This is a genomic window from Pseudescherichia sp. (assembly GCF_032052675.1).
Classification (GTDB): Bacteria; Pseudomonadota; Gammaproteobacteria; order Enterobacterales; family Enterobacteriaceae; genus Pseudescherichia.
The window spans coordinates 15,219-27,799 of sequence record NZ_DAMBWA010000002.1 but is presented as its reverse complement, the minus strand read 5'-3'; the positions used below and the strand labels follow the sequence as shown (position 1 = coordinate 27,799).

Below are 12,581 nucleotides of genomic sequence, written 5' to 3'. Positions count from 1 at the left end.
GCTATACTAAAATAGACTTTATGACTTAAATGCCTGAGCAAAAAAACGAAAGAGGATATTATGCGCTTACTTCATACCATGCTGCGCGTGGGCGATCTGCAACGCTCCATCGAGTTCTACACCAAAGTTCTGGGCATGCAGCTGCTGCGCACCAGCGAAAACACCGAATATAAGTACTCGCTGGCTTTCGTAGGCTACGGCCCGGAGAGCGATGAGGCAGTGATCGAGCTGACCTACAACTGGGGCGTGGATAGCTACGATCTGGGTAATGCCTATGGCCATATCGCCCTGAGCGTGGAGAACGCAGCAGAAGCCTGCGAGCGCATTCGTCAGAACGGCGGCAACGTGACACGCGAAGCCGGCCCGGTTAAAGGCGGCACCACCGTTATTGCATTTGTTGAAGATCCAGACGGCTATAAAATCGAGCTGATCGAAGAGAAAGACGCGGGCCGCGGCCTGGGTAACTGATTTCAGCGGGCGCCCTCTGCGCCCGTTGTTTTATCTGCGCGAGACAATTTCCACTTACAGTACAATTTCTACTTAAAGTACAATCCCTACATAAAGTTTGCCATAATGCGCGCTGCTTTTTCCTGTATTAAGAGATCCTATGTCCGATAACGCACAGCTCACCGGTCTTTGCGACCGTTTCCGTGGTTTTTATCCTGTCGTGATTGATGTTGAAACCGCCGGGTTTAATGCCAAAACCGATGCGCTACTGGACATTGCCGCCATAACGCTAAAGATGGATAGCGATGGCTGGCTGATGCCGGACAGCACCCTGCACTTCCAGGTTGCCCCCTTTGAAGGCGCCAATCTGGTCCCCGAGGCGCTGGCGTTCAACGGCATCGATCCTAATGACCCACAGCGCGAGGCGGTGAGCGAATACGATGCGCTACACGCGATCTTCAAAATGGTACGCAAGGGAATTAAAGATTCCGGCTGCAACCGCGCCATTATGGTGGCGCATAACGCCACCTTCGATCACGGCTTTATGATGGCGGCGGCAGAGCGCGCCTCGCTCAAGCGTAACCCGTTTCACCCCTTCGTCACCTTCGATACCGCCGCGCTGAGCGGGCTGGCGCTGGGGCAAACCGTGCTGTCAAAAGCCTGCATGGCCGCCGGCCTGCCGTTTGACAGTACCCAGGCCCACTCCGCCTTGTACGATACGGAACAGACCGCCCTGCTGTTCTGTGAGATCGTCAACCGCTGGAAACGCCTTGGCGGCTGGCCGCTGCCGATTGTTGCTGACGAGGCATAACGCCACGAGTAAGGGCGAAATAGTGGCTGATGAGCTGCTGTAAGTGCTGCTTCGTCTGACGTTTTTGCCCCTCCGGGATCGCGCCGGGCGTTTGCTGCACAGCCATAAGACGGAGCTGCTCCTCCACCGGCACCGTCTTGTCAAAGGCCAGCGTGGCGGCAAACACCTGTGATTTCAGCTCGCTAACGGTAAGATATTTTCCCTTTTGACCATCAAGCGCATTGAGCTGCTCACTCAGGCTCTGCAGCCTTAACATGCCCTGATGCCAGCCGGTAAGCGATTCATCCGCAAGCCCGCTCGGCGTCTGCTCGTACGGCAGCGCAGAGAGCATATCTGGGCGGGCCAAATAGTACCAGCCAGCAAAGCCAACGGCACTCAGCGCAAAGGCGGTCAGCATTCCGCTCAGGAAGAGACCCACCCGTTGTGGGGCAGGTGCTGTTTCTTGCCCCCTCTCAAGGTTTGTCGCGCGCGCCTGCTGGATCACATACAGCGGCTGGGGAGCGGGCGCACTCTCCATTCGTATCAACGCCCCACGTACCTGTTGCAGCAGAGAGGCTATCTGGCTTACCTGCTGCAGGTCATGCCGGGACAGAATGCCATTCAGAGTCTCAAGCGTGGATGCCAGCTGCTGTAGCTGCTGGTCCTCCTCATGGCATAAGGTAAAGGTGCGAAACACCTTCTGTAGCCGTTGAAACAGTCCGCAGAGAATTTCTGCCCGTGCGCGGCTGGTCTGAGGCCAGGCGTGAGCCCAATGCTGGTTCAGCATCACTGCAATAATGTTCAGCCCGTCGTGCATGCCTTTCACCTCGGCCAGATGAGTGCGCGCCAGGGTATACCAGGCCGCTGTCTGCAGTTCCACGCCGTTTTTTTCAAACAGGGCCAGGGAGAGCTGCTCTACCCGCTCCCAGCTGATGTCGGGCCTCGCCGGGTGGGTCTGCTTGCTTATTTCAGTACGCAGCGCAATGAAGTCAGGGAACTGACGCGGATCGCCGCCGATGCGCATAGGTTGGAGTTCTGTGTGCTTCATGATGGAGTCATCCGTGGATTTACAGAAAGGAGTTATCTAATCGACATAATTTTGTTGCTTCAGATGGCGGATTAGCACCCGTCCTTCTGGCATAAACGCTGTCCCATAGCGCACCAGACCCACACCCTTAAGTTCGGCGTCAATGGCATAACGCAGCTCGCCGGGGACCGTCTGGTCAAGCAGGATGACGCGGATGCTTTTCAGCCGGGGCTCATACTTAAGCAAAACGGCTGATAGCGTTCCCATGAGTTCGTGAGCGGTTCCCGGCATGCCCTGCAAGATTTTGGTCATGTCGGGCAGACCATAATCCGGCAGATGCGCCAGCGTCCCGGCGCGGCAGTTCAGGATATGCTGCATATTGTCCAGCACGGAGAGGATCACCTGATTCTCCTCACTGACCAGGTTCAGGTCGAGATCTCCGGTGAAATTACCGTAGAGCGTTTCGTAGAGTGAGGGACGTGTCCTGTCATTCATCTTTCACTGCCTTAACCGTCAGCTGGTTATTGCCTGCCTCGATGATCCGGGCCTTGTCCGGATCCAGATCGTCACGGCTCAATACCACCCGCCAGGTGTTATTAGCCTGATCCGGGGAGATAAACATCCCCGCTACGGCGACATACTGAGCATTGTCATCCATCGGCATATCGATCATCACCGCCCCACCCGGCTGCAGGCGGATATCTTTTTCTGCAACCAGATCGGCTTTGATGACCTGGCTGTCGGATGCAAACAGTGACGGGTAATCTGTGCTGTCGAACGTCTTGCGGTCTTTCAGCTGATAGATGCGTATGACAGTGGACAGCGGCACACCGCCGGCATTTTTATTGACGGCCTCACGGGCGCGAAAATCAAGATGCAGGGTTTTCACCTGCTTATAAAAAACAGATTTGGTCACGGCTATTGTGCCCTCGGCGACGTCTTGGGTCAGGCCACAGCCTGCCAGCATCATCGCGATACCCGACGCCAGTACAAATAAGGTGGTTTTACCAGCGGTAATCGCCATCTTCATCAGTCTCCCTGCGGTGTATATTTTCCTGAACCCGCTCATAGCGGCCCAGATTAATGAGGATTGTGTTGGTTTGTGCTGGGGCATTCGAGTTCAGGGGGCGCATGACGGCCGTCCATCCGAGTTGCCCGGCTCCCGGACGCGGCTGGCTGTTTATTGTCGCATCCGGAAGCAGGCTTCGCGCAACACACAGCTGCAGGCGAACATCGAGACGTGACCCGAGATAGACATGCAGCAGCGCCATGAGATCGGTATGAATATCACCTCCAGGTAACCAGCCCTCTACTTCCTCCGGATCCGTGGTGGTGAGCTGCATCAGCACCTGACTGTTCACATCGGTGGCATAGCTCCCCATCACCGGGCGGTTTGCCAGAGTAACGGGCTGACGTATGCTCATGGCCAGCGGCTTTTTCAGCGGGACACGTCTCCTGTCGTGCTGCCAGATGGCCGCCTGCGTCCCCGGTGCCAGCAGTCGAACCAGGGACGCCATCCCTTCGGCCGTTCGTCCCGGTAACAGCATGACCGGCAGCAGCGCCAGAAAGCGTGATGCCGGTGCGGCAATACTCTCTGCACAGCCGCCAATCCCAAGCCCGACGAGTCCGAGCAGGTACTGTGAGGTCCTGTCTTTTCCGCCGTCTTCAAAGGTTGCCGGATAAGAGTATTTCCGCCAGATACGGTAGTACTGGGCAATCAACCGGTGGTTAAAGATATCGAGAAAATCGGCCGTGGCTTCATAGCCTTCGCGTCGCCGGGTGATATCGTCAATGTAATGAGTCGGTAGCGGGGACTCCACGCCGTACAGTCCCATAAAGGTGACACGCACCGTATGCGGCAGGTGCGGATGGGCTGGCGGCTCCAGCGCTTTGATCTCCGAGGCCGGGAAGCCCATCCCCGGATGCGGCCGGAAACGCACCGGCTCGTACTTAACCTGCCAGGTACTACCGATAACAGGCTTATCGGGCTGGCTCTGCTCCAGCAGCTGGCAAAAGCGGTAAAAGTTAATATATGGCAGCCGGTCGCCCAGCTGCGCCATCAGCCGGGCAGGCGCGGACTGTGATTCTCTTTCCACCGGATGCATTTTCCTTCTGGATGAACAATAAGCGTGAGCTGGTTGAACTGGTTCATGTCGGCATAAAGCGCAAAAAAGCGGTTGAGCATTTCGCCAAACAGGTGAATATCCCCCTCCCCCGTGAACCCGTTGCTGTCGAGGGTCACTTCGATATCCAGGCCCCGCAGCAGAAAGCCCTGCTCATAACGCTGAAGACGGTGATGTTCCACGTGCTGAATCGCCTCCAGACGCCGGGTGTTCAGTTCATCTTCCTGCCAGTTATAGAGCGCCAGGGTGCCACGCAGGACTTCGGCAGTACTCATCATGTTCAGGAACCCGGAGCCCAGGTGGCTCAGAACCCGCCAGTGGAAGCGATCTTCAGCAGGCGGGTAAACCGGTAGCGTAGGTTTGCAGAGGTTTTTCACCGACAGCGGCGTCTGCACCACCTGCTCGCAGCGGTCCAGCAGCGTGCTCTGCAGTGCCCGGCGCGGTAACTGGCCGTTGGTGCCGGTGATTTGCAGCGACACCGCTTCGCGCTCGACAAGTCTGTCCTCTTCCCACTGGTGGCCGCCGAGGATAAGCCAGGTGTCATACAGTCCAGTAACACCTCGCTTAACACGGGTGTGGTAATACCGGGGCGGTGCCTGGCGGCGCATCATCCCGCCCTTGTGGCGAAAGCTGCTGAACGGCACGTATTCGGCATCACGGGTCCGGTTTGAACCGGTGACCGAATCCACGGTATAAATCTCGGTGTGTCCGTCCTGCAGTCGTTTGGGGCGCAACAGATATTCACTTTCAAGGCCAGTGATGGTGAGCGGGTCCGCTTCCAGCGTGAACAGGTTAATCACCGGCACACAGTGAAGAAGAACCGCGTCATCACTGACCGGCAGGTCTGATGGCCACAGCGTACTGAACACCACCTCAATGTCGAAGTACTCCGCCCCTGCCGGTGGCGTGATACCGTCCAGTCCATTGAGATGGACAAACATAAACTTGTCGCGGAAGGTGAAGTACTCCAGCAGCAGCTGATACCCGCTGAAGGCCGTATCGCCTTTTGGCCACAGCCTGTCTTCCTCAGCAAATCCCCCCGGCGAGAAGTAGCCGTCAAGGCGAATACGATCGGTCTGCCCGGGCAAGCGCATATACAGGGCGGCCTGTCGTCTGGTCAGCATCAGATGCAGCTGACTGCTGACGGGGGCATCCGCACCGAGATAGAGACTCAGGTGGCTAAGATCGGCATGGGACCAGTCCGCCTGCGTGCTACAGGCAAAACGCATCCGCAGCAGCGAACGCCCGTCAGGCCCGGTGGTCATGGTCACCCCTGAGATACTCAGGGGATTGAGCATCACATCCCGGGTGGTGCGGTAGCGGCAGACCGTGTTTTTCGGTCCCACCGGGCGGGAGTACACTTCCAGGCCCGCGGGCATCACTTCCGCCATTTTTACGGCCTGAAGCGCGGGCGTGAACGCCACCACCGAGAGTGACGGAATGGTGCGCAGGTAGTGTGGCCAGAGCATACTCACCAGCCCTTCCGTCAGTTCCGGCAGGTCGTCGTCAATCTTCTCCCGCAGCCGCCCCATCGAGAAAGCAAAGCCTTCAAACAGCCGTTCGACATACGGATCGGGTGTGCCGGCCTTATCCAGATCCAGCATGGCTGCCCGGTCCGGGTGGGTCTGGGCAAATTCCTTGGCGGCTTCACGGAGGTAGCGCATTTCTGCGTCGTAATAACGCAGGGTCAAATCGTCCATTTATTCCTGTTCCTGTGGAGTTAACCGCAAAGCACGGCGGCCCGGGCAGGATCGATTGCGATCAGCCCGGCAAGTAACTGGTCCATTACCGGCGTAAGGCGGGCCTTATCAGCTTCACTGCGACCGGCTTTCAGCCGCAGGAGTTTCAGATGGCGGGCCTGAACCTCAAATAACAGCTCAGGCTCCCACTCCCTGAGGGTCACTTCTCCGGCGCGTTCACCCAGCGCTGCAAACACGTGCACCGCCAGATCGTTTTTACCGTACTGCTCGGCAATGCGGCCCATCAGCAGGCGCAACAGCCACTTCTGGCGATCGGTGGCCATGCCCAGCCGGGTCTGTAACCAGCCCAGCGCGGCATCCGGGCCTTCAATGTCAGCCAGCGCCACGGCTTCCGGCTCCAGTGCCAGAATGTCATCGTTGCCACCGGATATCGGTGCGGACGGCGTATCATTGCCCCACCCGCCTGTGGTATCCAGCACGCTCTGCTGGATCCAGTTCAGCGTCACGTCATCCGCAAACGGCGTACCGTCGCTGAACGCCAGCGTTTCGAGTCCGGAAAGGCGGGTCAGCAGTCCTTTCAGGTCAGCCGCAATAATGTCGGCCAGCGTATCCTGGCCGGATTTTGTCAGCGCCTGATGGATATACCACTGCAAATCCAGCCACAGATGATTAGCGCCACGGGAGAAGGTGCTGTCTGCCGTTTCCAGCATTTCAGTCCAGTTCTGTTGCAGGTACTGACGCCTGAGTCGTGCCCGCTGGTCCGCCCGTGGCGGCTCAATACGCGTGCGGCCCTGCGCATCCGGGGCCGGAATGGCCCGTAGCGTATCGTGGCGCAGACTCTTCATCAGGTGATGTGCTGACAGCCAGCCGTCGGGCTGCTCACGCAGGTATCCACAAAGTACGCGGGCCTGTGCCAGCAAATCCTGACCGGAGGTGATGCGCCCGATGGACGGGGCATCACGGTTGCTGGTCATGGAGGGGGTTTCACTGTTACCGGCATTCTGCGGTACGACGGCATCTACCCCGCCCGCTTTCTGCAGGCGATTTTCCAGCGCGCCGTACAGCGCATTGAGTTCCGGCCGGGTTTCATCCGGATCGTTTTCAGTCAGCTGCGCTATCAGCAGCAACGCCCCGGTGGTACGCATCACTTCGTCCCTGGCCACTTCCGGGTACAGGGAGAGGGCGTCGGTTATGCGCGACCCCGCCAGCCATTCCAGTGCCGCCTTTCGGCTGCGGTCACGCTGCGGGTGCAGTTGTGTACCAAAGCATTCAAGCAGCCCGGCCAGCAGTTCGAGTCCTTCAGCCAGCCCCTGTTCACCTTCGCGGCGCAGCTTCGCCCAGCAGTACCAGGTTGCCACACGGATATCTTTGGCAACGGTGGTTAAAATCTTTTCTGCATGCTGGCAAATAAGCTCTGTGTTTGCACCAGAGAGCTTATTAATTTCCTCACGCATCTGCTGGAAGTCATCGTCATAGCCCGGATCGTCACCGACAGGCGATGAGCCTGACAGCGGCTGTAACCAGCTATCCCACTGCGCCACGCGCTCACGGGTCACGGCGAGCAGTGGCCCCTGCTCTGTCTGACAGGCAGTGAGTAAGGCATTCAGCGTGCTCATCAGTAGACCTCCCTGGCATCACTGCCTGCACTGGCAACCTGGCCCGGCACTGCCGCGTCGGTCGTGTTGAAGATGGTCTCCGGCAGGCGGAAATTACGCAGCTTCAGCAGCACCAGTGGCCCCTCTCCCGCTTCGGTACGCAGGGTGTAATTGAGCGTGCGACCGTCCTGTGCCTTCCAGCGCAGGCTGTAGCTGCTGCCGACACCCGGATACGCACTGACGGCGGCTTTATCGAGCAGGCGGATCCAGCCCCAGCTACCCGGGATATCCGCATACTGACGGGTTCCCGCCTGGGTACTGATCCAGCTTAAGTCAGCCCCCGGAGCCTCAGTATCGGCAGGCCAGGTGAAGCGCTTCCATACCGGCAGCTGGTTCACATAGGTCAGTTTCTGGCTGTCGATGATCATGTCGGTCTGCATCACGCCTGCGGCAGTGCCCGGACGCAGCTCGAAGTTCATGCCAGCATTGCCTTCGGTGAAGGCCACATCCGAGATATGGCTCAGGGTGTTGATGGCGTTGAGGAACGCCGGGTTAAAGGTCAGCCCCTGGGCGTTAATGCTGTCCGGCACCCAGTGATTACCTTCCTTGTGCAGCACGCCCTTAAGGCGGGTCTGGAGAAACTGCGCGATACGCCCTGAATCCGCATTGAGGTATCTGGCGAGCAGCGGCAGAGAAACATCACTGCTGCTGTCGCTGAACGGATAGCGACCACCGAAGGCGGCGTTCCACTCGCTCACTACCGCCTGCTGCCACTGGGCATTGAGGCTGTCCGCCGCCGGGGTCAGCACCTGCTGCCAGGCCTGCTCCATCGGATCCACAAACACGGTGCGGCCAAAGCCACTCCACTCCTGCCCCAGCCCGGCGGCAATCAGGCTGCCATAGTCGCGGGTTTCGGTCAGGTCCACCGCTTTGCCCTGGAATACCGTCTCGGCGATGGTCCGGGTCATTGCCTGCGGGTCAGCGGCACTGGTGACCTGCTGCAGGCGCAGACGCACCTGCGTCACCCGGGTCAGATACGATTGCAGGCTCTGATCCTGTGCGCCCGTGCGGGTCTTGTCCATCAGCGCCAGCAACGGGCCAAAGGTCGCATCCAGAGGCCCGTGCACACCGGCACTCTGGTCAATGGCATCCTCGTTGTCGCCACCCAGCAGGTTCTTCGCTGATTTCACCAGAGAATCGGAAATCGCCTCGCCGGTTTGCCCGGTGCGCCCCTGTACGTTCAGGGTGTTCATCAGTGCCACCAGCGGCGACTGACGCACGTCAGCCATCAGGGTCAGCTGGTCAATGGAATCCGACAGCGTGGCGGCCTGGTTCCAGCGCAGGCTGTTGAGGAACGCCAGCCAGGCACCGCCAAAGTCAGCAAAGTAACGCGCCGTCAGGCGTTTTTTCAGCGCCTCCGGGGAGAGATCTTCCTGCACCTTATGTTTACTGTCGGTCAGCACCCAGTCGAGTTCATCCCGGCGGGCCTTCACCACGTTCCCGATGGCGGGCTGTACCGCCTGCTCCCAGGCCTGGCGGGTAAACATCCCGGGCACCACCTCGCTGGTGCTGAACAGGCGGGCGGCATCGGTATCGCCGGTCATGTCTTCAAGACGCATATCAACATAGAGATGCGCCACCTGAGAGAGCATCTTCTGGTACAGGGTCGATTCGCTGTTACGCATCCCCATCAGGCGAATCAGCAGGGAACGCGCCTGGCTGACCATGCTTTCATCAGCGGGTAATCGCCACTGCGGATGGGTCGTCAATTGCGCACCCCAGAACGACAGCAGTGACGGGGCCACGCCCTGCCAGACGCTGTCCTTCACGCCATCGCGCTTCGGCCAGTCGTGCAGGAGTGCCGTGCTGAACCAGGCCGCATCCATATGTTCCGGACGGGCCAGCATCAGGTAAAGCTTCAGCTGGTCATACGTGGTCTTTGCCCTCTGTTCACGCAGCGGACTATCCGGCGGCAGCGCATTAAAGGCATTAATTTGCTTCTGCAGATGGTCTGCGGCTGCATCACGCAGCAGCGGTCGGGCGCTGTCAAGGTAGCGTGGCCAGAGGGCCGCCAGCAGGGCACTGTTCTGGCTCAGTCCGGCCTGCTCGTACCACGGCACGCCGTGCTCAGAGCGGTACTGCAGACGGGCCAGCGTTTTTTGCAGTTCCGCCAGGGCGTGCAGTTGTGCTGCCAGCGGCTGGTTTTGCCGGGAAGCCATCACAGCCTGGGCATTCGCGCCGGCAATCTGGCTGCGGTTGGTTATATATGCGATACCCATCCACGCAGCCCAACCCACCATCGTAAGCGCAGCAACAGACGCCAGCACTTTAGGCCACGAAATGCCCGGCCTGCGGGGACGCAGTGCAGCAGGAAGCATCCGGACAGATGCAGGCAGAGCCTCCCAGCGTCTATCCATGCCCCAGTGATGCTGCACGGCACGCTCAGTACCGGCAGAAGGCTGGCTGAACACCACCCCGGCCAGCGGCAGCGGACGGTACGGATTGAGCATTACCGACAGCGGCGCAGTCACGCTCTCCGGTTCGCGAATGAGCTGGTCGGCAAGCCGCAGCAGGAAGTTATGTTTCACCTCACCACAGGTCTGCTGCAGTCCCTGCGCGATCAGGTCCGGCGTCAGGGCGGCAAGCTGTGCTGTTAACTCTTCGCTACGACACCCGGCAGGCAGCAGACAGCCTGCGGCCTGCACAATGCGCCCTTCCGGCTGACCGGCGCGCGGATGCAGGGACCAGACGTACAGCGGAAGCTGCCAGCCCAGCACACCCATGCGTTCGCTGATGGCGTGAGACAGGAAATCCATGGTGCTTTCAGCAGGCACCGGCAGCAATGGCTCCGGTCCCGGCGCGGATAGCTGGTCCAGGGCTGAGGTGACCCACACCAGACCATCTACCGGGCGACGGCGCAGCTTACGCAGCGCGGTAAGCCAGGCACTGTCGGCCGGGGTGTTGAGATCACCGCCCCACAGCAGCAGTGTCCCGCGATCCTCCTGCCAGAGCTGGCTGACAAGGCCGGGGGTCAGCTGCTCCGCCTCTGAGGCGGTCCCGGCGATTAGCAGGATGCGGACTTTGCTGCCCCAGCGGCGGCCGTAGAGGCTACGCATGGCTTCACGTATTGCGGTGACGGTGACGTTACGGGGTGCAGTCTGTCTGACGCGGCCTTCATCGGCAGGCAGGGCATTCTTCCGCTTAGCCTGAAAACGATGCCACCCCTGCCTGATGGCAAGGCCAATTGTTTTGCCATGCGAAAACATCAGTATCATAAGTAAAGCACCGGCAAATGCCAGGCTCTTCAGAAATGGAGTGCGCAGCCCAACCTGGTCGCCAGCGTGCCAGATTAACCAGGCAATCCCCCCTGCAATAAGGGCAGAGAACCCCAGTCTGCCCCACCCCCCACGCCATGACGAATTACCTGTTGTCATTATTTCTGTTCCCTGTTTGCACTGTATTAATAAATCTCTGTTCGCTGTCAGAGGAGAGCATCAGACAGTCTGCTTTCTGTATATTGACGATATCGCTGACTACTGCGGCCATTATCCAGGGGGAAAAGGGGCCGCTGAGTCCGGCATATTGTTCCAGCCAGTGGAGCTGTTCAGGTTGCCAGCGCCCTGCGTGTTCAGCTGCCGCTTCAAGCAGGTCCGCAAATACATCGCCCCAGTCAGCCCGATCGCCGATAATATTTTCTGTGGCGCAGGCCTGAGTCTGCGTGGAGAAAAACGTATCCAGTGATTTCTCTATAACACCCATGTCCAATAACATTGGGCGTAGCAGGCAGGCATCGTGTGTGAGTTGATATTTAGAGGCAACATCATCTGATGTCAGCAGCAGCGCGGCCAGAGCATCGCTATACCGACCTTCCCCCTGAATCTGTTGCACCAGAATCAGATCCACATCCAGCGTGGGTGATTTAATCCGTTCATCCAGTGCTATAAAGGATTTTGCGGTCTGTATATTCAGAACAGGGACTGGACGCAAAGGCGCTGAGTCCTGCCAAGCCGTTGCAAATGCGGCCTGAAGTGTAAGGCGATCTTCCTGCGAATCCGTCAGCAAAGTGACGCTGAGGGGTAAATCCGCTGGAACCCTGGCCAGGGCCTCACTGGCACATTCAAGTAGTTGAGAGAAGCAACTTCCGGCAGTTGGGCGAGGTAAACGCCGCGACAATGTTGTGTGCTGCATTTGCTCAGCAGAGGCCTGTAAAAAACGACAGGGCGTCAGAGCATCCGGAAAAATGACATTGCTGTGCAGTACGGCAACGTTGCGCCCGGCCCATTCTGTCCATTGCTGCTGGGCATATTCAGCCTCATTAACCTCGAACTCGTGCTGATCAAACGCACTGTTAAAAAGCCAGCCCCGCAGACAGAGGAAGAAGAACCAGATAACGATGGGGCCTGCTGTGACGACCCAAAGATTGAATCCCTGTAAAGGCCCTGAAAGCTTGTTAGCATGCAGGACGAACAGCATCACACTCCCTACAACCGCAGCTAGCCCTAATATAAGCCACAGAACAAATGAGGGTTCTTCAGGCTTCCCGGATACCGTTAATTTCTGACGCTCCCAGCTCATTGCTTATCCTATTACACAATCCGGTGCGCTGGATATCAGCTGACAACCACATTCACAGCGGCAACCATTGACAGCAATCGCTTTACCGTCTGAGGACCACTCTGATGAACCTTCAATAATAGTGTTGATGCCATGACCCGCTACCGGGCAGCTAACTTTATCCCCCATCAGCGCAACCTTTTTACCATTAACAATCATTGTTGATGATGCAGATATAACCTGACCACCATGTGTGGTTTTATCACCGAGTAATACGAAACCTTTAGACATAATAAATTTCCTTTTGCTTTAAAAAACAGATTTTTAAATGGCTGGATTTACATT

The 12,581-nt window shown here is 58.2% G+C and carries 11 protein-coding genes; 2 read left to right on the top strand and 9 right to left on the bottom strand.

Annotated features, from left to right (window positions below):
• Positions 1 to 60 precede the first annotated feature (60 nt).
• Complete coding sequence (gene gloA, locus RTX96_RS02670) at positions 61 to 468, top strand: lactoylglutathione lyase (protein WP_144811861.1); 408 nt, start codon at positions 61 to 63, stop codon at positions 466 to 468.
• 139 nt (positions 469 to 607) lie between these two features.
• Entirely contained in the window at positions 608 to 1,258 is a 651-nt protein-coding gene (gene rnt / locus RTX96_RS02665) for a ribonuclease T (protein WP_103820893.1), read from the top strand.
• Here rnt and RTX96_RS02660 read toward each other — a convergent pair.
• From RTX96_RS02660 to RTX96_RS02620, 9 genes are read right to left on the bottom strand one after another with little or no spacing between them, the layout of a single operon-like run.
• Positions 1,200 to 2,285, bottom strand: a complete 1,086-nt coding sequence (locus tag RTX96_RS02660; RefSeq protein ID WP_312670039.1) for a VasL domain-containing protein — start codon at positions 2,283 to 2,285, stop codon at positions 1,200 to 1,202. The two genes, rnt and RTX96_RS02660, sit on opposite strands and share 59 nt — an antisense overlap.
• 36 nt (positions 2,286 to 2,321) lie before the next feature.
• A complete protein-coding gene (tssE, locus tag RTX96_RS02655; protein WP_312670038.1) occupies positions 2,322 to 2,759 on the bottom strand; it encodes a type VI secretion system baseplate subunit TssE in 438 nt (145 codons plus the stop codon).
• The gene (tssJ, locus tag RTX96_RS02650) at positions 2,752 to 3,288 is read right to left on the bottom strand and encodes a type VI secretion system lipoprotein TssJ (RefSeq protein WP_409418555.1); all 537 of its coding nucleotides are present in this window, start codon (positions 3,286 to 3,288) and stop codon (positions 2,752 to 2,754) included. Before tssJ ends, tssE begins: the two co-directional genes overlap by 8 nt.
• Positions 3,269 to 4,369 carry a type VI secretion system baseplate subunit TssG gene (gene tssG, locus RTX96_RS02645; RefSeq protein ID WP_312670035.1) on the bottom strand — a complete coding sequence of 367 codons (1,101 nt, stop codon included), beginning with the start codon at positions 4,367 to 4,369 and terminating at the stop codon, positions 3,269 to 3,271. Before tssG ends, tssJ begins: the two co-directional genes overlap by 20 nt.
• Positions 4,324 to 6,087, bottom strand: a complete 1,764-nt coding sequence (tssF, locus tag RTX96_RS02640) for a type VI secretion system baseplate subunit TssF (protein ID WP_312670034.1) — start codon at positions 6,085 to 6,087, stop codon at positions 4,324 to 4,326. Before tssF ends, tssG begins: the two co-directional genes overlap by 46 nt.
• Before the next feature lie 20 nt (positions 6,088 to 6,107).
• Positions 6,108 to 7,703, bottom strand: coding sequence for a type VI secretion system protein TssA (gene tssA, locus RTX96_RS02635; RefSeq protein ID WP_312670033.1), 1,596 nt, complete (start codon positions 7,701 to 7,703; stop codon positions 6,108 to 6,110).
• Positions 7,703 to 11,116, bottom strand: a complete 3,414-nt coding sequence (locus RTX96_RS02630) for an ImcF-related family protein (protein ID WP_312670032.1) — start codon at positions 11,114 to 11,116, stop codon at positions 7,703 to 7,705. Before RTX96_RS02630 ends, tssA begins: the two co-directional genes overlap by 1 nt.
• Positions 11,103 to 12,257, bottom strand: a complete 1,155-nt coding sequence (locus RTX96_RS02625) for a hypothetical protein (RefSeq protein WP_312670031.1) — start codon at positions 12,255 to 12,257, stop codon at positions 11,103 to 11,105. Before RTX96_RS02625 ends, RTX96_RS02630 begins: the two co-directional genes overlap by 14 nt.
• Positions 12,258 to 12,260: 3 nt before the next feature.
• Positions 12,261 to 12,527 carry a PAAR domain-containing protein gene (locus RTX96_RS02620; protein ID WP_312670030.1) on the bottom strand — a complete coding sequence of 89 codons (267 nt, stop codon included), beginning with the start codon at positions 12,525 to 12,527 and terminating at the stop codon, positions 12,261 to 12,263.
• Between the last annotated feature and the right edge of the window lie 54 nt (positions 12,528 to 12,581).